Annotated in this window: 10 protein-coding genes; 6 read left to right on the forward strand and 4 right to left on the reverse strand. The window is 34.4% G+C overall.

Annotated elements, in window-relative coordinates; translation table 11 throughout:
- The first annotated feature begins 79 nt into the window (after window positions 1-79).
- A complete protein-coding gene (locus BC781_RS22205; protein WP_158281558.1) occupies window positions 80-1,708 on the forward strand; it encodes a tyrosine-type recombinase/integrase in 1,629 nt (542 codons plus the stop codon).
- Between the two features lie 333 nt (window positions 1,709-2,041).
- Window positions 2,042-6,238 carry a hybrid sensor histidine kinase/response regulator transcription factor gene (locus BC781_RS22210; protein ID WP_109622107.1) on the forward strand — a complete coding sequence of 1,399 codons (4,197 nt, stop codon included), beginning with the start codon at window positions 2,042-2,044 and terminating at the stop codon, window positions 6,236-6,238.
- 265 nt (window positions 6,239-6,503) lie between these two features.
- Here the strand turns inward: BC781_RS22210 and BC781_RS22215 are convergent, their stop codons facing one another.
- The 3 genes from BC781_RS22215 to BC781_RS22225 form a co-directional block, all read right to left on the reverse strand.
- The gene (locus tag BC781_RS22215) at window positions 6,504-8,021 is read right to left on the reverse strand and encodes a sulfatase-like hydrolase/transferase (RefSeq protein WP_317047251.1); all 1,518 of its coding nucleotides are present in this window, start codon (window positions 8,019-8,021) and stop codon (window positions 6,504-6,506) included.
- Between the two features lie 235 nt (window positions 8,022-8,256).
- Window positions 8,257-10,128 carry a GH39 family glycosyl hydrolase gene (locus BC781_RS22220; protein ID WP_109622111.1) on the reverse strand — a complete coding sequence of 624 codons (1,872 nt, stop codon included), beginning with the start codon at window positions 10,126-10,128 and terminating at the stop codon, window positions 8,257-8,259.
- A gap of 79 nt (window positions 10,129-10,207) precedes the next feature.
- Complete coding sequence (locus BC781_RS22225; protein ID WP_109622113.1) at window positions 10,208-11,752, reverse strand: alpha-L-fucosidase; 1,545 nt, start codon at window positions 11,750-11,752, stop codon at window positions 10,208-10,210.
- A 663-nt stretch (window positions 11,753-12,415) separates the two neighbouring features.
- Here BC781_RS22225 and BC781_RS22230 point away from each other — a divergent pair.
- Window positions 12,416-13,939 (forward strand): alpha-L-fucosidase, encoded by a 1,524-nt coding sequence (locus BC781_RS22230; protein ID WP_109622115.1) that lies wholly within the window; start codon window positions 12,416-12,418, stop codon window positions 13,937-13,939.
- Window positions 13,940-14,143: 204 nt separating this feature from the next.
- On the opposite strand, the gene BC781_RS22235 is transcribed toward BC781_RS22230, so the two are convergent.
- Window positions 14,144-15,739: a sulfatase family protein gene (locus tag BC781_RS22235; RefSeq protein WP_109622117.1), complete on the reverse strand. Its 1,596-nt coding sequence runs from the start codon at window positions 15,737-15,739 to the stop codon at window positions 14,144-14,146.
- 441 nt (window positions 15,740-16,180) lie between these two features.
- Between BC781_RS22235 and BC781_RS22240 the strand changes: the two genes are divergently transcribed.
- The 3 genes from BC781_RS22240 to galB are packed head-to-tail and all read left to right on the forward strand — an operon-like array spanning window position 16,181 to window position 22,251.
- A complete protein-coding gene (locus tag BC781_RS22240) occupies window positions 16,181-17,998 on the forward strand; it encodes an arylsulfatase (protein ID WP_109622119.1) in 1,818 nt (605 codons plus the stop codon).
- 42 nt (window positions 17,999-18,040) lie between these two features.
- Entirely contained in the window at window positions 18,041-19,720 is a 1,680-nt protein-coding gene (locus tag BC781_RS22245; RefSeq protein WP_109622121.1) for a sulfatase-like hydrolase/transferase, read from the forward strand.
- Window positions 19,721-19,755: 35 nt separating this feature from the next.
- Window positions 19,756-22,251, forward strand: a complete 2,496-nt coding sequence (gene galB / locus BC781_RS22250; RefSeq protein ID WP_109622123.1) for a beta-galactosidase GalB — start codon at window positions 19,756-19,758, stop codon at window positions 22,249-22,251.
- The last annotated feature ends 19 nt before the right edge of the window (window positions 22,252-22,270 follow it).

The raw sequence follows: 22,270 nt of genomic DNA on the forward strand, positions 1-22,270 counted from the left end.
TGGAGGTTTGGCATCACAAAACCAGACTACTTTTCAAACTTTACCTTGGAATCATGTGATCAATCACTATAAAGAGCATGTGAAAAGCTGTTTTTACCAAGAAAATGAACTTCCTCAAGATATTGATGGTCTAAATCGTGCTCAAAAGTCTATTCATGGTACAATTAGAAATGCTGAAATTTCAGCAGAATATTTTTTAAAATTTGTATTGAGTAATTATGCTGGCCAACTATTTAATCTAGAAATTCAATTAAAGGCATATTTAGATTATTTAGATGAATTGCAACTAGATGGAAAAATTAATCAATATTTCAAAAGACGAGTATGTATTAGGTTAGCTAAGATTCATAAGGTTTCAAATTATGAACATAAACAAGCTATGCCTTTTTTGAAATTTATACAGGAACTTGGGATTACTCATGTGAGCGAAGAATTTCAGACTCAAAAGCATCTTCAGAATAAATTATTGAGTCAACTGGATAATCACCAACTCTTATTAGACTTCTATTACTTCAGGCAAAAAAGTCATAAACTTGATAAATATACCGGAACAATAGATATTTCAATGAGAAATGTAAGATTATTTTTACGCTTTTTGTTGAAAAATAAAATTGATGTTTCTACTGAAAATAATTGGATTAGAAATGCACCTAGTCTTTTTACTTACAGCAATGTAACAGAATATCTGGATCTGAGAAAACATCAGAAACTATCTAGCTGGGGTGATATCAAAGATGAAGATGGTATTCTCCTCAAGAACTCTTCTATGAATGATATAATTAAAGACATTAGACTTTTCTTTAAATATATTCTTTCTGAAAAAGTGGAAACACCTGCTGCTAGGAAATCTTTCATTGATGCTAGTATTGAACATTTTCAAAATCAGGAAAGGTCACAAGGAATTGGTAATAATTTATTTCTCGCTCAAAATAGCCAAAGAGAATTTGATTACATGAAACTATATCGAAAAGCAGAAATTGCTTTTGATGAATATGCACTTGCATTAAAACAGTTAGCTAATTATTCGTACAGAAAAAATAGATATAAAAGTTTCGGAGCAAAATGTCATCTTCCACAATCCTACATTGATAAACTATATTCTGCACTAGATGAATATCTTAGTGAAATTAACTTTTTACCTCATTTGAATGATAAGCAAAAAGTTACTAAACACCTCACTATTAATCGATTGAAAACAGCAATCACACTTGGTTTAGAAATAGGGCTAAGGGTTTCTACTGTGGAAGAAATTCATGTAGAAGATATTGATTTTGATCGGGGTATTTTGCATTTAAGATTTTGTAAAGGATATGATGCTTTTGAAGCTCCATCATTACCTCTAAATCAAGTGTCCCTTACAGCTCTTAAAAAATTGATCAGTTTATTAGGTATAAAATCAGGTTCACTATTTTCTAAAAGAAGTATCGCTGTTCAACTTAAAAATATTTTAAGTTTAAAAGATTTAAGGAATTATACAGACCAAAATGGTAATACTCACGAAATTACTTTCCACTATTTCCGCTATACTTTTGGAGCAAATCGATTAGCTGAGTTTGGAGATATTGCAATAGTATCAAAACTCCTTTCGCATCGAGATATTTCTATTACTTCTAAAGTTTATCTGGATAAGAAAATTGATGATACGATGAGAAATATCTATAATAAAAATCATGATAATAACTCTCCTAGTTCTATCTATTCAAAATAACTGATCAATATTAGCCTCTTTTTTGTATAGATTTTGAGAGAATTATTAATAATATAATTTTATTTATTTCGCTTATCGTTAAATATAATTCTATTTTGTTTATTTTTTACAATTTTTTCCTGATTAATAAAGTTTTCAAAAAATGAAATTTGTGATGTATTCTTAAAGTACAAAAATCAATATAGGTGTATTTTACACATAAAGATAAGGGGTAAATTAGTGTTTTTTGTTTAGAAATTAGATTAGAGGGGGTATTTTGTATAAATTTCCCCTAACAACCAAGTGAATAACAACACATAAAAACTGGATTTTTTACTACTAAACGCTCAACACATGTTTTCAACTAAAATATTTAGACTTAGATTATTACCAACTTTGATGATGTGTTTATCATTTATTGGTATGTCTATCAATACTTTTGGTATTGGAAATAACATTGTTCTCCAACATTTTTCAACAAGAGATGGCCTATCCCAAAATGATATAAATTGTATATATCAAGATCAGAGAGGTGTAGTTTGGATTGGTACTAACAACGGATTTAGTAGCTTTGATGGATATGAGTTTAAAAATTATACTATGGAAACTCATCCCCTATCCTCAAATCTAATCAATAAAATTAAAGAAGATCATCTCGGGAATTTATGGCTTGGTACAGCTGATGCAGGACTTTGTAGATTCAATATTCAAAGTGAAACATTTGACTCCTTTTCAAATACAGATTTGAATCCTAAATTATTTACAGATGATGTCGCTTCCCGAATGACATTTGACAATGATGGAAATTTGTGGTTTGGGAATTCCAAGGGTTTAAACTGTGTAAAGAAAGAATTTTTAGACAAAAAGCATATTTCTGCACTTAAATATTACCATAATCCTCACAATGCAGAAAGTATTTTATCAAATCATATCACTGATCTGTTCGTAGATAATAGTGGAACATTATGGATTGGAACTAAAAAAGGACTTCAGGAATATATCCCAGCCAAAGGACATCAAAATTATGGCACATTCAAGTCATATTTGAAAACTACTGATAACAACCTCCTTAACATTTCACAAGAAGGAAGTAATCTGTTGATTGCATATTTTGATGGTGTATTTGAAATGAGTTTGAAAAACTCTGAAAAAGGTGATTTTGTAAAGAAATCTGATTTAAAATGTGATGTCCTACTTAAATCTGAATCTGATGTTATTTGGGCTGGTACTCCGGATGGTTTATACCAGTTACAATATGGGAGCTACAGAGATTCACTGGAAGTATTAGGTTTTTACAACAGCTCAAATAATGACAATATGAGTACCAATATTATCACAGCTTTATATGAAGATAACATTGGTATTATTTGGATTGGTACTAACGGTGGAGGTATTAATAAATATAACCCTAGAAGAAAAAAGTTTGGGCATATTAAAAAAGGACATTTTGAAGGAAGTCTGAGTTACAATAAAATCAGATCAATTTTTCAAGACTCAAAAGATAGATTATGGATTGGTACAGAAGGCGGTGGTATTAACTTACTTGAAAACTGGAATGAGAGAAACTATAACTCTGGTTTCAAAACAATACCAGTGGTCAATGATAAAAAATCACCGAATATTGTCTATAGTATTGAAGAATGGAATGAGAAAATGGTCTTTGGTGTAGGCTATCCTTTTAAATCATTAGCCATCGATAGTAACAAAGCTCATAAGTTAGAACAACAACTTACTAAAAGCATTTTTCATCCTAAAGGTCATCATAACGCTGCTTTTTCAATAGAGAATGATGGTGATTCTGTTATTTGGATGGGTACTTACGGAGGTGGAGTCCTAAGAGGTATTAAGCAAAAAGATAATAGTATAATTTGGTCAAACTCTATTCTTTCACATAAAAAAGGAAAAGAAAATCTACTAGATATTATTCGAAGTTTACACTTAGATAAACAAGGTAACTTATGGGTAGGTACTCGAGAAGGACTCTGTTTTATTTCTAAAAATGAAAAATTGAAAGAACATCCAAAGTATACGCTCTTTCAAAATGAAGATTCTAACCCTAAAAGTCTGAGCTATAATTATATCTTACCAATTTTTGAGGCTTCAAATGGTGAAATATGGATTGGAACAATGGGTGGAGGTCTAAATATTTTAGCTCCTGATAACATTTCAAATAGTTCTACTTTCGACCATATTTCAATTGAAAATGGACTACCAAGTAATGTTATTAAATCAATTTTGGAGGATGATTACGGAAATCTTTGGGTCGCAAGTAACAAAGGACTTAGTAAAATAAATCTGGAAACTCGTTCTGTAAAAAATTATGATGTCAGTGATGGGCTTCAAGATGATGAATTTAGTGAGTTGGCGGCTTTTAAAAATAAAGATGGTATGCTCCTATTTGGTGGAGTAAATGGTATCAATATTTTTAATCCTCATGAAATTGTTGATGATAACACAATTTCTGATCTCATTTTCACTAACCTAAAAGTACTGAATACCAATATTAAACCGTTCCAAGTATTCCATAATAATCAAATTCTAAGTCAATCATTGAGGGATACAAAATCTATTGAACTTTATTACAACCAAAATAGTTTTGCAGTCAACTTTGCTTGTTTGCATTATGGTGCACCCGAAAATAATCTATATAAATATAAACTTGTAGGTTTTGACCAAGATTGGATTTCAGCAGATGCAATGCAAAGAGAAGCAAAATATACAAACCTTTCACCAGGAGAATATCAACTTCTTGTAAAAGGAGCTAACGGTGACAATGTTTGGAATCCGCAACCTATTTCTCTACACATAAAAGTACTTCCTCCTTGGTGGTTAAGTTGGTGGGCAAAATGGATGTATGTAATGCTCTTTTTTGCTGCAATTTCTTTCTTCTCTAGATATTCAATTATTACTGCTAGAAGAAAGAGTCAATTGGAAATGGAAAAATTTGAACGTGAAAAATTGGAAGATCTAAGTCAATTGAAACTTCAGTTTTTTACAAACATTTCGCATGAGCTACGCACTCCACTTACTTTAATTCATACTCCAATTGAGCAACTTATTAAAAAAGGGAGAAATCTTTCCGAACATGAACGTGAAAAGTCTTATCAGCTGATTTTCAAGAATGTACAACACTTAATGCGACTTGTAAATCAACTACTTGATTTCCGTAAAGTTGATCAAGGAAAGATGAAACTACAACTTATGAGAGGAAATTGGAATACCTTCATTGAACAAGTATTTCATTCTTTCAAAGAATTTGCGGAGCATGAACATATTGACTTTAACTTCCACTCGGAAGGTAGTGACATACATGGATATATGGACAACGATAAGTTGGAAAAAATAATGTATAACCTACTTTCAAATGCCTTCAAGTTTACTTATCAAGGTGAAATAAACCTATCTGTAAAGCGAGCTGACGATAAAGTGAAAATCACATTGCAGGATACCGGAATAGGAATTTCTGAAGAGAAACAAGAACACCTTTTTAATAGATTCTATCAAGTAGAAAATCTCAAAACAGCTAAGCATAGAGGAACAGGTATCGGACTTGCATTTACAAAAAGTCTAGTAGAACTTCACAATGGTACTATCGAATTTGAAAGTGAAACAAATAAAGGAACTACCTTCTATTTAGAATTCCCACTTTCTGTAGAAAATTATGAAGGAGAACAAATTGAACTTAATCAAGAATTAGTAAGCAAAGAAGACACAAACGAAGAAGAAGATTTACTAGAAGTATCAACGAAACCGAAAGTTGTTGTTATTGATGATAATCATTCAATTCGTGAGCTGTTACAATCTTTATTAGAAGAAACATATGAAGTTTTCTTAGCTGAAGATGGTGAAAAAGGACTAAGTCTTGCAAAAGAGGTTATGCCTAACTTGATCCTCTCAGATATCATGATGCCTATTTTAGATGGTTATGAACTCACCAAGAAAATTCGTGAAGACAGTCAACTCTGTCATTTGCCAATTGTACTTTTAACAGCTAAGAATTCTGAGAACAGTAAACTTAAAGGTTATGAATACGGAGTAGATGCTTATGTAACTAAACCATTTAATTCTGATGTTTTATTGGCAAGAATTCATACACTTATAGAGAATAGAAGTAACCAACAGAAACGTTTCAGAACTGATATTGATATACAACCAAGTGAAATTACCTTCACTCCTATTGATGAAAAATTCTTAAATCGTTTGGTAGGTATTGTAGAGGAAAACATTTCAGATTCAGAATTTACTGTTGAAAAGCTCGCGCTAGAATATGGAGCAACTCCTTTAAGATTGAATCAGAAACTTAAAGCCTTGACAGGGCAGACGGCAAAAGGATTTATCAGAAATATTCGTCTTAAAAGAGCTGCACAAATGCTTAAGCTTGGTAGGTTTAGTGTAAGTGATGTTACTTATGAGGTAGGGTTTAATGATCTCAAATACTTCAGAAATTGCTTCAAAAAAGAGTTTGGCGTACCTCCTTCACACTATTTGAAAGACAATTCAACACCTTCTGACAAACCCGTATTTGAACTTGATGAAATAGGAAAAGAATAATATACCTCTCTCCTATCCAAATAAATTATAAGGTGAAATGGGCTGCCCATTTCACCTTTTGTTTACACAAAAACAATGAATCTATTAAACTTTATACCTATTCATACTTAGCTGACTAGACTTGACCGTTAAAACGCTAAAACCATCGTAATCATAGAGATAAATAATGTATCTGATTTTTATAACCCAAGTAATTGGGAACAATAAAGCCCTAAAACAATATCTGTTTTAGGGCTTTAGTTTGTTTAAATCTACAAAAAAATAACTATTCAAGAACTAATTCATTAGCTCCTTCAGGCTCAAAACCTTTTACTTCCTCTAAGAATTCTTTCTTCAATTTAGCTAAAACTTCTGGGTATTCCTTACTCAAGTTTTTAGTTTGAGACGGGTCTTCTTTTAAGTTGAATAATTGAAAGTATTTTGCTTTACCTAATTCAATTCCCACAAAGGCATTTACAGGATTACCGGTATAAGGAGGAATCATTAACCAGTCGCCCGATCTGTATGCTAAATTACGGTTTGCTTCTACTACAAATTCTGATCTTCCTTTCTCTGTTTTTCCTAAAAATGCTTCAAGTATATTTTGACTATCTGTATCTACTTCATTTAATTTCAAAAGAGAATTAATCGAGTTAAAAATATCAACTTGAGATACCAAAGCATTTGATTCCATTGGTTTAATTTCCCCTTTCCACATACACATAAACGGAACATGTGCTCCAGCATCATACAAACTATATTTACCACCTCTTAAGACACCAGCAGGTGTATGCAAACCATTTCTAGTATCTGCTTGATCAAAATAACCGTCATTTAGAACAGGGCCATTATCACTAGAGAATATGATCAATGTGTTTTCAAGTAATCCTTCTTTTTTAAGGGTATTCATAAACTCACCAACTGCCCAGTCGGCCTCTACAATCACATCACCTCTTGGTCCCAAATTGGTACTCCCAACAAATCTTGGATTAGGAATACGAGGAACATGTGGCTGATGTAATGCATAGTACAGGAAGAAAGGTTTTTCTTTGTTCTCCTTTACAAAATCTTGGGCAATGCCTAAAAAATGCTCAGACATTTGCTCATCATCCCACAAAGCAGATTTTCCACCTTTCATGTAACCAATACGAGGAATTCCGTTTACGATTGATTTGTTGTGCCCATGATGCCATTTCATTTTTAATAGCTCAGGGTTATCTAGCCCAGTTGGTTCTCCTTCAAAATTTTTGCGGTAGTTAACCTCAATAGGATCATTCTTGTCTAGCCCTACTACACCCCCATCTTCCATATAAACTGTAGGAACTCTGTCGTTGGTAGCAGCCATAATGTAAGCGTATTCAAAACCAACTTCATTTGGTCCGGGGCTAACTCTTTCATTCCAATTCACCTGCCCATTTCCTAGACCTAAATGCCACTTTCCGACAACAGCAGTAGTATAGCCATTTGCTTTAAGTTTCTTTGGAAGAGTCTGTTTATCAGTAGAAATAAGTAATGGAGCATCACCACTTAAAATTGCTGCATTTTTATTTTTCCACGGATATTCACCTGTAAGCAAAGCATATCTGCTTGGTGTACAAGTAGACGATGAAGCATAACCATTGGTAAACTTAATTCCTTGCTTTGCAATTTTATCTATGTTTGGAGTTTTTATCTCCTTTGCTCCGTAACAACTCAAATCGCCAAATCCTAAATCATCCATGTAAATGATAATAATATTTGGCTTTTTGGTTTCAGTTTTCTTTTGCGCTAATGAACTATGCGATGTCAAAAGGTTTCCCATCATTATCATAAATGATAAGCATAGGAATAGTCTGTTTTTTCTCATGTCGACCTCAATAAAATGATATTATATATGAGTAATATTAAGCAATACTAAAGAGCTATAAGGTTAATTATTTTAGCTAATTAAGGGTGAATTTTATCTTTATTGTTAATAATCCTCGAATTGGCATGATGAAGGCTACTAACTTGAATCAACATCACCTGATTTTCAATTGTTTTTATTGAAAATAATGTGACTACTCAATTAGTGTTCTGAGATGAGCTGTACTTAATTTTATTGTTGAAACAAAGCCCTCCCCTTCTTCAAATTTCACAGTAATTGTATTTTGCTCTTTCAAATAGCCTAGCGGAATAGCTACCTTTCTAACACCAAAAAAATTCTGCTGTTTTGGTCTTTTCTTTTTAGGTTCTTCAGCTCCTTCAAAGGTTAGTTCTTTAAAATCTTGTCTTCTCCCCATCTCATTTTCATCAACCATTAACTGATAACCGTTTACTGATACTACCGGGGTGGTTGATAAGTTAATTGGTCGAGATATTCCAAGACTTAACTCAGCATGTGTAAGTCCTTTAGTATTTACTTCAAAGTCATAGGAAATACCATCTTCATCTACTTTTTCAATCAGATTTTCATGATATTTTTCTGTCAAAACTATCTCTTTATTATTCTGCAATTCTTTTTTTAGTTCAAATATGATAATGGAAGTTTCATCAGCTTTTAATGTTAGTTCTTTCCAATTCTTCAATTTGATTTCTTCTAAAACTGGTTGTTCGCTATTACTAAATAAACGTCTAATTCTTACTTTTTTAGCTTTAAACCCTTTCAGAGTTGAGAAAAGATCAACCTTCGTTTCTTTATCTTCTAAATTATCAAGACAGATATAAAACTTATTATTATTCCTTAAACCTATGACTTGAACATCAGGATGAGAAGAATTGACAGGAATGTATTCACCTTCAATACCTTTCCAAAATTCATAAAACTTAATGAGGTGTGTAGTTTCCCAATCGTTTCCTTTTTTGTGAAATAAAACATAAGGATATGGATGCTCAGATTTAAACCAAGTCGCGGTGGAAGTAATGAATGGAATCGTTTTCTGAATCCTATCTGGTCGTTGCATAAATTGCATCATTTTAGAATTGACAGAGTGAATAATTAACCAATCTCTATTTTGAAAATATGCTTCTTGAATTTTTGACCCTGCCTTAAAACCTGCTCCATACTCAGATATAACTAAAGGCTTTACCTTTCCAAATTCTTTAAATGACTTCGCTTCAATCAAGTCTAAAATTGCTTCTGCATTAGCCCCTGCCCTATAACTCACTTTATCATCATAAAAAGTTGAGTAAAGATGTACCGATAGAAAATCCATTTCTTTACCTGCACGTTCAATGAACTTGGACATTCTATCTTCCCAAACTTTAAAATCCTGTAATTCATAGGCTGGCCATGCATGTCCTGGTCCTCCAATCTTGAGTTCTGGGTAAGTTTGGTGAAGAACTTTTGCTGTGGTATTCATCATATTGACAATGGTATCAATACTTGTATGCATATCCCGATCATGTACAAATGGCTCATTAAGTAGTTCAAGATAGCCATCTTGAAGGGCAGGTTCTTTCAGTCGCTCTACAAAGTAATTTGCAATTGCTTCATATCCTTCTTGCCAAACACCATCCTTTTTCATTTTAAAATTTCCAACTGGAAAAAATGAGCCAGGGTGAGATGTAAAAATCATTTGTGACTTAAAAGGCAATTCTGGATCAGAGTTTTTGATCGTACGTTTCATCTCTTCTTGTAGGTCTTCGTAACTGAAAGCTCCCGGAATTTTGTGGTTGGTTTTGCTCGCTTTATTGGAAGGTCCACCTAGTCCAAAACGACGTCCATCACTTATTTTGAGATCTTTATAAAGATAATCCTTAAACGAATTTGGAATGCTTCTATAACTTGAATGTATATTAATGTACTTCTGCCGATCAAAATTTTTTACTCCATTGTAAGAAAGTACTTGATCTGGTGAGAAACTCACTTTTGCTTTTTCTACGGTAAGCTCCTGCCCTATGAGCATACTTGCATTCGTGAGAAGCAGGAATAATAAAATTAATTTTTTCATAGTCTTAAATGCGTTAAAAAAAAGGCTGTTTCTTAAGATTAGAAACAGCCCATAGTTGTATATTCAAAACCAGTCACGATTATTTATCTAACCAAGCAAGCGATTGATTATTATTGAACTCAATCTCAAAGACAAAAGCATGTTCACATGGTTTTTCAGAAGGTAATTGTAGTTCAAGACCTTTCTCTGTTTGTCTCCAATCCAAATTTGAATTACTTCCAAGAAGTTTCACGTTTTGAACCGCTGCAGAAATATAATTAGACTTTGTACTTACAGCTGGAATTATCATTTTACCATCTTCAGCCCAATCCATAGCTATAGCGTATAACCTACCTTCGTTAGTAGTAAATCTAAAATCTTCTGAAGTTAACTCTTGATTTTTACCTTCTGTATGATGACCTGTTGCAACTTGTGTAGGTCCTTCCCCGAAGATTTTCCAAGGTCTAGAACCATAGATCGCCTTTCCATTGACTTTTAACCAATTTCCCATCTCAAATAGAATGGCTTGTTGATCCTCAGGAATGGTTCCATCAGCTTTAGGACCTACATTAAGCAACAAACAACCATTTTTACTTACTATGTCTACCAAATCATCGATTAAGGTATTCGCATCTTTTGATTTCCAATTTTTAACGTAACCCCATGAATTTTTACCGATTGAAGTATCTGTTTGCCAAGGCTCTTTTCGGATATCTGACATTTTTCCTCTTTCAATATCCAAAACGTGTGTTCCTTCTGGGAAGGTTACCATTTTGAAATTCTTTGTTTGTAGTACAACATCCTTATTCCATTCAACTCCTTTGTTATAATAATAGGCTGCAATTTTAGGATGATATGGACTAAATTCCTCTCTATCTATATAAAAATCAAACCATAAGATATCTGGCTGATAATTATCAATTATATCGGTAGTTCTCTTCCACCACATAGATAAAAACTCTTTATCTGCTGGTGCATAATGCTCATGAGGTTTGCTATATAAATCCGAATATTGTGGATCCATTGTATCAAATCCTTCCTTATACGTAAAATAGTTCCAGTTAAAAGCATAATGAGAAGAGGCACCTATTTTTAAATCTCTATTTCGAGCTTCAGTAGTCAATTCACCTAAAATATCTTTTTTAGGCCCCATATCTACTGAATTCCAACGTGTATGATTTGATTTATACATCGCAAAACCATCATGATGTTCTGCTACAGGCACAATATATTTTGCTCCAGACTTCTCGAAAATATCAATCCATTCTTTAGCATTGAAATGTTCCCCCTTAAACATTGGTATAAAATCTTTGTAGCCAAAACTGTTCAGCTCACCAAAGTTTTCTACATGGAATTTATTGATATAAGTTGGGCCTTCTTTCCTTGCTTCTCCATTTGGAGACCATTCAACGCTATCCATATACATAAGTCTTGGGTACCATTCCGAACCGTAAGCAGGAACTGAATAAGCTCCCCAGTGTATGAATATTCCTAGCTTGGCATCTTGAAACCACTTAGGTACTTCATATTGCTGTAAAGATTCCCAATTAGGTTCATAGACCTTCTTTCCTACAATACTACTATCTTTTTGGGATGTACAAGCAGATAAGATAGCAGCTATAAAAATCACGATAACTTTTCTCATAAGGCTATATATTTTGACTTTACTGAGATTCTCATAAAAAGTGTTCAATATTCTACCAAATAGAATTTTAAACTTAAAAGTGGCATTCACTACTCTTAGTGAACTCTGATAGTATATTCCAAATGTAGCTTTCTGAGATGCATACCACAGAGAATTTTCTCTTGAAATAGAGGGGGAAAATTACAGAAAGTTGAAATAGGGCTGTTAAAATGGCTTATTCAATAGAATGATAAAAGCTTGTTCAAAATTTACAGAAGCATTAAAAATAATGTTTACACTCAACCTTATTTAATAGACTAAAAAGGTCTGCAATATACACCAAAAATCAATGGGGTATAAATTGATTAAATATTAGGGTAATTAGCCTTAATTGGTATTAAAATAGCCTTTCTAGTAATAATCTATGAGTCATTGAATAAGGGTACTTATGAAAAACGATACAAATTTCTTGACTTGAAAATTACCAATCTTTACTCCTGACCTTAGCATCAAATACTTGAGCTTTTGAAAAAAGTGATTTTTTAAGTGTATTTTTTATGATTATAAAAATGTACCCTCTTTTGCTTCATTTTTATTTGTCAGTAAACTCTCCTTTAGTAATAAATTCGTTATCAACAGATTTGCAGGATTTTTTCAATTGCTAACATCATACTTTTCTTAGTCATGAGAAATTACTTCAATTACCTATTCATTGCTTTTGCTCTTTTTTCATGTAATCAGCATTCAAAAGAGCGTCAAAAAGATACTCCTATTTCTAAATTTGAATACAAACCAAATTGGGAGTCACTAAAAAAATATCAAGTTCCTGAATGGTGGAAGAATACAAAATTTGGAATTTATTTCCATTGGGGACCTTACTCCGTTCCAGCATACAAAACTGAATGGTATTCGCATCACATGTACAAAGAAGGAAGCGAAATCAGAGCCTATCATGAAAAGAAATATGGTCCACTAGACCAATTTGGGTACAAAGATTTTATACCTATGTTCACAGGTGAAAAGTTTGATGCTGATGAATGGGCAAAACTGTTTAAGGCATCGGGAGCTCAGTTTGCTGGACCTGTTGCCGAACATGCAGATGGTTTTGCGATGTGGGATAGCAAACTAACAAAATGGGATGCTGTAGATATGGGGCCCAAACGAGATATTGTTGGAGAAATGGCTAATGCTATTCGAAAATATGACATGAAGTTTATTGCCACTTATCACAGGCATTGGATGTATGCTTGGTTTCCTACATGGGATAAATCTACTGATGCTGGAAATCCTGAATACAAAGGGCTTTATGGACCATATACTCCAAAAGGTACATTTACAATGGCAAAGGTAAAAAGTGATCCTCTTCCAGATGAAGAATTTAATAAAGAATGGCTTGCTAGGCTAGATGAGTTAATGGAAAATTACCAACCAGATATCATTTGGGTTGATAATAGAATGGACATAATCGGTGAAAAGTACAGAAAACAGTTTTTAGCCAACTACTATAACAACGCTCAAAAGTGGGGGAAAGAAGTAGTTTGTACTTATAAGTTTACCGATTTAGAAGAAGGTTCGGCAGTCCTAGATTTGGAAAGAGCACGAATGAGCGATAAAAAGGATTTCACTTGGCTTACTGATGATTCTATCGATTGGAGAGCTTGGTGTCATATAAATGATCCTAAGTACAAATCGACCAACCGACTCATTGACTTTATGGTTGATGTAGTCTCTAAGAATGGTGCTGTGCTTTTAAACATCCCTCCAAAGGCTGATGGTGAAATTCCAAGTGAAGTGAAACAACGTTTATTAGAACTTGGTGATTGGTTTAAAATAAACGGAGAAGCAATCTACAATACTAGGACTTGGAAAATCTATGGTGAAGGTCCTCAAAAAATAGTAGAAGGCCATCTTAGTGAAAATAAAAATCCAGAAGCTGTAGCTGAAGATATTCGTTTTACCATAAATGGGAATAATCTGTATGCTATCTCTTTGGATTGGCCAAAAGATAATAAACTGCTAATTAAAAGTTTAGCAAAAGACAAGGGATTTTTAGATCAAGAAATAAAGGCTGTAAACCTTTTGGGTTCTCAATCTGATCTTTCTTGGGAGTTGAAAGAAGAAGGGTTAGTAATTCATCTTCCTTCAGAGAAGCCCTGTAAACATGCTTTTTCTTTCCAAATTGAATTGGAAGGAGATGCTATAATTTAAACTTGAATGAGTTAGTCCAAAATCCATATAAAGCTCTTAACCTTTGCCCAAAGGTTAGAGCTTTTTTTAATGTCTATTTATTTCTTCTTGAAGTAAAGAACACACAAAATTCAGTGTATAAAAATAGGGTAGAACATATGACAGCTCTACCCTATTTTTCTATTATTTGACTAACTACTCGATCAATCAGAAACTTACCCTAAGTTATGAATTCCAATACTTTTCTATAACCTCTTGAATTGCTGGATAAGCTACATCTTCTTCCTTATACTGTTTTCTCAAACGTATAATTTCTTGTTTTAACTCTGCTTGAACTGATTCATAAGCAGGATCATTATACACATTATTCATTTCAAGTGGGTCTTTTTCTAGATCATATAACTCCCATCCAACAGGTCCCTCAAAATGATAATCTTGTCCCCAATCTTTCAAATGATTATCAGGATCATAATGCTTCGCATAGAAGAAGATCAACTTATGCTTTTTTGTTCTTACCCCAAAATGAGCTGGATTGGCATGCTTATGCGCCATATGCATCCAATAACGGTAATAGGTTGACTTTCTCCAATCCTCTGGTTCTTGTCCAGTTTCAAGAATATCTACAAATGATTTCCCCTGCATTTGAGAAGGAATTGTACCTTCAGCCAAATCAATCATCGTTGGTGCATAATCTGTATTGTTGATAATCGCATCTGTACGAATACCCTTTTTCAACTTAGCAGGATAATAGACAATAAATGGCATACGCATAGATTCTTCATACATCCATCTCTTATCTTGGTAGTCATGTTCACCTAACATCATACCTTGATCACCAGTATAAATAATAATTGTGTTATCAAGCTCTCCTTCTTTCTCTAGGTAATCCATGATTCTTTGGATGTTATCATCTACCCCTTTTACACATCGTAAGTAGCGTTTGAGGTACTCTTGATAAGAAGCACTTGTGTACGCTTTTCCATCTAGACTCTGATCAATATCAAGGTCTTGTCCCATGTTACGAGCAATATTTCTTTTAGAAATAGAAGATCCAATTTTATACATTAAAGAATCTTCAGCTCCTCTAGTTGCAATTGAACCATTATTCTGATTATCATACAAACTAGAAGGCTCAGGAATCTGTGTATTTTCTAAATAATCCTTATAACGAGGAGCAAATTCGAAGAAATCATGTGGGGCTTTAAAATGATGCATTAAGAAGAATGGCTTTGACTTATCTCTTCCCTCATCCAACCATTTCAATGATAAATTTGTGATAACATCAGATGAATGCCCTGTGTATTTATTCGTATTCTTTGGCCACTCTTTCTGTCCTCTAACACGAAAAACAGGGTCAAAGTATTTTCCCTGAACAGGTAATACTTCATAATGATCATAGGCAGCAGGCTCTTCTTTCAAATGCCACTTCCCGATCATTGCGGTTTCATATCCTGCCGCTTTCATTGCTTGCGGCAGATATTGCTGCTCTTCAGGTAACCTACCATTCAAATCTAATACACCATTAGATTGACTGTATTGCCCAGTCATGATCGTAGCTCGAGATGGTGTACAAATTGAATTCGTACAAAATGCATTTTCAAAAAGAACTCCTTCATTAGCCAATTTGTCAATGGTTGGTGTAGGATTCAACTTACTAAGTCTACTTCCGTATGCGCCAATAGCTTGGGCAGTATGATCGTCAGACATAATGAACAGGATATTTGGTTTTTTCTCCTCTTCGGGCTGACATGAGGTATTTATGATTGGTAAGGACAAAATAGCCAAACCCGTAAAAACACCTTTGAAATTAAAAAATGTCATAACTTTTACGATTTTAAGTGCTCAAATCGAGAGTCAAAATAGAAATGTTTTTTTCAAAGCGTGGTCTATACACTTATCATCTTTCAAATACCGTCGGTAATTGAATATTTTTATCCCCCAAGTATTTTTGAAGTCATAAAAATAAGCTGAATAAAATCGATTTACTAGCAAATTATAGCTCAAAACACTTCACTTTAGACAAAGATGATCTTCAATTAAAACTCAACTAAAAAAGGTATACAACTACCGTCTTTTTAAAGATATATTTTAGAAAATCTGTATATCCCCCCTTTTTTCAGAAGTACTTTACACCCTGACTATTTTGATTAAATTATACATTTGTTTCAAGCTATATTCCTACTTACAGTATTAAGTAGCAAGCTTAAAAGTTAGAATAGCTTCATACTTTTTTGAGCATCTGTCGATAAACCAAAATCGAACATGAAAAACTATATACACCAATTGTTTAGTGGTCTTCTTTTAGGACTACATTCGTTTATGATGTTTTCTTGTGAAAAAGAACAAGATCGTCCGAATGTTATATTGATTATCACAGATGATCAAGGTTACGGAGATATAGCTGCTCATGGAAATAAAGTTGTTTCCACTCCCAATATCGATCAACTATTTCAAGAAAGTACTCGACTCAGCAACTTTCATGTAAGTCCTACCTGTGCTCCCTCAAGGGCTGGAATAATGACAGGAAAATACCCTAATCGTGTTGGGGTTTGGCATACGGTAATGGGACGATCAATACTTTATGAACAAGAAAAGACAATGGCAAATGTATTTCGAGACAATGGTTATGCCACTGGTCTTTTTGGTAAATGGCATTTAGGAGACAACTATCCTTATTCTCCTCAATTCAGAGGATTTCAAGAAGTACTTACGCATGGCGCTGGTGGAGTTGGACAAACTCCAGATTATTGGAATAATGACTATTTCGATGATGTCTACCTCAGAAATGGAAAAGAAGAAGAAGTAAATGGTTATTGCACAGATGTGTGGTTTAAAGAAGCGCTCTCTTTCATAGAAAAAAATAAGGATAACAAGCAGCCATTTTTCTGTTACATCTCAACCAATGCACCACATGGCCCTCTAAATGTTCCAATGGAATACGCTCAACCATACTTAGAAAATGGAGTAGCTAAAGATCGAGCAAAATTTTATGGGATGATCACCAACATAGATGATAACCTTGGAGCTTTAAGAAATCAACTCGAAGATTGGAAAATCGCTGACAATACCATTTTGATTTATATGACCGACAACGGAACAGCATATGGTGCGGCATTCAAAGGCTCAGAGCTAAAAAATGGTTTTAATGCCAATATGAGAGGTAAAAAAGGAAGTGCCTATGATGGTGGTCATCGAGTGCCATTCTACATCCATTGGAAAGACGGTAAAATAGATACAGGCAGAGATATTGATGCATTGACTGCACACATCGACATTCTTCCCACTCTAATAGGTTTATGTAATTTAGAACAAACTACAATAAATTTTGATGGCGATGATTTATCAGAAGCAATTAAAGGCAAGGAAGAAATAAAAGACAGAATATTAATTGGGGATTCTCAAAGACTAGAATACCCTGAAAAATGGCGCAACTCTTATACCATGACCAAAGAGTGGCGATTGATAAACGGCAAAGAACTCTATAACATCAAACAAGATCCTTCTCAATCTAATGACATAGCAGCAGAGCATTCTGGTATGGTAAAAAGATTAAGAAAAGCGTATGAAACTAATTGGGAAGATCAAAAGAAAAGCTTCAGTCAATTCCCTTACATCAAATTAGGGACTAAACAAGAAGCTATCTCGGTACTAACCGCACATGATTGGCACGTTTCGGAAGAACAGAGAATCCCTTGGAATCACCAAATGATTCGAAAAGGGACTAAAGGTAATGGAGAATGGAGAGTAGATTTCACTAAAGCATCTCGTTATAAAATATCCTTGAGAAGATGGCCAATAGAATCTGACCTTGCTTTAAATGAGTCTGCTGAAAGATTAGAAACGCAAGCAAAGGATTATATCCTTCAAAAGGGAAAAATATTCAACTTTAAAAAGGCTTTCCTAAAAGTTGGAGATCAAGTTTGGGAAGAAGAAGTAGTCGAAGGAAGTAAAGAAGTTACATTCTCAGTCGATGTACCCAAAGGTGAAAATGTAATGAGTGCATATTTTGAAACAGCAGAAGGAAATATTCAAGGTGCATATTATACCTATGTAGAAGAAGCTAAACTGACAGCTAAATAAGAGCACATTTTTCCAAAGCATACAAACTCCAACCAAACAGCTATGAAAAGATTAATATATATACTTAGCATTTTCTTTCTTCCTTTGACAAGTTTATTGGCACAAGAAAAAGATGATCGACCTAACTTCATTTTTATTCTTACAGACGATCAACCTTATGGCTATATGGGAGTAACAGGAAACCCTGTAGTTCAAACTCCCAACCTCGATAAACTCGCCGATGAAGGAACACTCTTCACTAATTCGCATATCACAAGTCCTATTTGTATGCCTAGTAGAGTCTCTATTCTTTTATCTCAATACGAGAGAAAACATGGTGTAAATTTCAATGCGGGTACTGCCGTAGCCGAAGAAGCTTGGCAAAATTCTTACCCAATGCAACTACGTAAAGCAGGTTATTTCACTGCCTACGTAGGTAAAAACCACTCTCCTGTAGGAAAAAATGGCTACAAATCTGGAATCTTAGAAAAGTCGTTTGACTATTGGTATGCAGGGCATCGACATCTTGGTTTTTACCCAAAAGAACGACATAAAATATTCTCTGATGCAGAAGAAGATACACAAATAGAAGTTGTAGGAGAAGCAGCTCTTGATGCCTTAGACAACAATGAATTTAAACTAGAAAAGGCAATTAAGTTTTTAGATAAAAGACCAAATGATCAGCCCTTCTTACTCAACATATGTTTCAACTTACCTCATGGTGCAGGCACAGAAAGCATGCAGATGAGAGAGAGTGATTCTGAAATCTATAAATCACTTTATAGAGATCAAGAAATTCCTTTAGCTGAAAACTACATTGCAAAAAAAGATATTCAAAACTCTAAAATACCGCTAGACATTCATCATGTCGAAGATCGTCAGACCATCTATGATTACGTAAATGAGCCAGAAAGTACCAAGGAACGTCTAATCAGGCAATACCAAGCCATGACTGGAATTGATCAATTGGTAGGTAAACTCCGTGATAAATTGAAAGAAATGAAAGTGGATAAAAATACCATCATTGTTTTCACTTCAGATCACGGACTACTCATGGGACAATTCGGTCTTGGCGGTAAAGCTCTACTCTATGAATACTGTACACACGTCCCGATGATTATCATGGACCCTAGGCTACCAAAACGTAAACGCATCAAAAGATCAGATGCGCTTGTACAAAGTATTGATATTGCACCAACACTTTTGGCTAAAGCAGGAGTCAGCGTTCCAGCATCTTTTCAAGGAAAAGACCTTTCTCAATTATTGACAGAGGAAACTGAAATAAGAAAGTATGTTTTCACAGAAAATCTTTGGTCAACACAATTTGGGAACCCTCGTTGTGAAGCTGTTCAAGACAAGGAATGGAAATACATTCGCTATTATAAAAACGAAAATTTTTCAGCTTCAAAACGCATAAAATACACCAAAGACTTGGGTTTGAATGTCAATAGAGCATTATACGGGATGACTGACAAAGAAATATCGATTTACCGAAGCTATGCCGAAGAACCTTTAGCAGGTGAAAAAGCTGTGTATGAAGAATTATATCACCTTGATAAAGACCCTTCGGAAAGTACCAATCTAGCAAACAGTTCAGAATACCAATTAAAGCTTGAAGAAATGCGAAAGGTTTGGGCTAAACAAATCAGATTAGCTCGAGATAAAGGACAGCCTTTAGTTGAAAGATTCACCAATGAATCCAGTGCTGAAATGGAGAAAAAACAAGCTAATCTTCCAAAATAAAATTCCTCTAACATCAACCAATAGACCATACTACAATGAAAATAAAATACATCGCGCTGCTTTTGCTCATCGGTATTTGGGCTTGTAGTAAGCAAGCACCCAAAGAAGACATTATTATCCTTGAAGAAAGTAGTTTCAATGAAAACTGGAAATTTTCAAAAGGAGAAAAAGCGAATGGCATGAAAGCTGAATTCGATGATTCTTCGTGGAGACAACTCGACTTACCTCATGATTGGGCAATTGAGGGTCCTTTTGATGAAAAATACAATGCAAGAAGCGGAGGATTACCGTTTCATGGAATTGGTTGGTATCGAAAGAAATTCAATGTTCCAAATCAGCTTGAAGGGAAGAAAGCATTTGTCCATTTTGAAGGAGTTATGAATCGTGCTGAAGTTTGGATAAATGGTCAAAAGATAGGCGAAAGACCTTACGGATATATTGGATTTCAATTGGATATGACGCCATATCTTAAATTTGGTCAAGAAAATACTATTGCCGTAAAGTGTGCTCCAGAAGATTTGAGTACACGTTGGTATCCTGGTGCCGGAATTTATCGTGATGTTTGGTTCGAATACAAAGAACCTGTTCATATTGCTTTCGATGGTACTTTCATCACGACCCCACAAGTTTCAAAAGAAAAATCTACAGTAAATATTAAAACAGAAGTGAAAAATACTTCTGAGCAAGCTGTGAAGTTTACTTTAGAAACAGTCATTCTAAACCAGAAAGGAGAACAGGTATCGAGTCAAAATACTGTAATTGAGATAAGTGCAAATTCAGAGTCGGTTGTAGAGCAAGTAACTGAAATACAAGACACTGAACTCTGGGACTTAAAAAATCCGCATTTATATAAAGCCATTAGCAGAATCAAAAATGGACAGAAATTACTCGACTTTGAAGAATCAACTTTTGGTATTCGAGAAATTTCATTTTCAGCAGATCAAGGCTTTCGATTGAATGGAGAAAAAGTCAGATTTCAAGGAGTTTGTTTACATCATGATCAAGGTCCTCTTGGAGCTGCCGTTAATCGTAGAGCTAAAGAACGTCAGTTACAGATTATGAAAGATATGGGTGTAAATGCCATCAGAACAAGTCATAATCCACCATCAAAAACCTTACTAAACCTTTGTGATGAAATGGGGCTTTTGGTGATCGATGAAGCTTTTGACTGTTGGCGAAAGGCTAAAGTTGAAAATGGTTATAATAAATTTTATGACGAATGGAGCGAAAGAGACCTACGTGATATGATTCGAAGAGACCGAAATCATCCATCAATTATTATGTGGAGTATCGGTAATGAGATTTTAGAACAATCATCTAAAGATGGATGGAAAGAAACTAGAAGACTTGCACGTATAACAAAAGATGAAGATACCTCTCGTCCTGTAACTGCTGGTTTTAATTATTACCCTGCATCTGTCATTAATAAACTAGCACATGAAGTAGATATTCCGGGCTTCAACTACAAGCCAATGAAATATAAAGAGATTTTAGAACAGCATCCTGATTGGATTATTTATGGTTCTGAAACTTCTTCATGCACGAGTTCAAGAGGGGTTTATCATTTCCCTATCGAAACCTATAAAAAGCACGAATCACTTCAAGTAACTAGCTATGATCTTATTGGCCCTGTTTGGTCTTCTCCTCCCGATCTAGACTTTGATATGTTAGCTGAAAATCCACGCGTTTTAGGCGAATTTATCTGGACAGGTTTTGACTATTTGGGAGAGCCAACTCCTTATGGTGGTAGAGATAATTCTACAAATGGCTATTGGAACGGTGATTGGCCTTCTCACTCTTCTTATTTTGGTGCTGCCGATCTGTGTGGTTTCCCTAAAGACCGTTATTTCCTATACCAAAGCCAGTGGACTGAAAAGCCAATGGTTCATGTATTACCTCATTGGAATTGGGAAGGAAAAGAAGGAGAAATCATTCCTGTTCATGCCTTTACAAATTGTGATGAGGTTGAGCTTTTCGTAAACGGAAAATCATATGGTAAAAAAGTAAAAGGAGTTGACCTTACTCCTATCCCAATGATTCACCGTTTCTGGAAATCCGATAAACCATTGATGTCTAAATACAGATTAAGTTGGGACGTTCCTTACCAAGCAGGAACCATCAAAGTGATTGCTTACAAAGATGGAAAAGCCATAGTTGAAAAAGAGATTAGTACTGCTGGAAAAGCTCATCATATCGAACTCGAAGCCGATCGTACGCTAATCGCTTCTGATAATAAAGACTTGTCTTACATCACTGTGAAAGTGGTAGACAAAGAGGGAAACCTTTGCTACAAAGCAAATAACAACATCAAATTTGAGATAGAAGGAAAAGGTAAAATTGCAGGTGTAGGAAACGGAAATGCCGCATCTCTTACGCCTCTTCAAGGAGATCAGATGGAAGTGTTTAGCGGTATGGCTCTCGCAATTCTGAAAGTTGATAAAGGCGCAAAAGAATCATTCAAGTTAAAAGCTAGCGCTGAAGGCCTTGAATCAGCATCCATTCAGATTCAATTAAAAGACATGGCGCTTTAAAATAATTGACATAAAGGCA

Origin of the sequence: Sediminitomix flava (assembly GCF_003149185.1) — a bacterium.
In the GTDB taxonomy this organism is placed as follows: domain Bacteria; phylum Bacteroidota; class Bacteroidia; order Cytophagales; family Flammeovirgaceae; genus Sediminitomix; species Sediminitomix flava.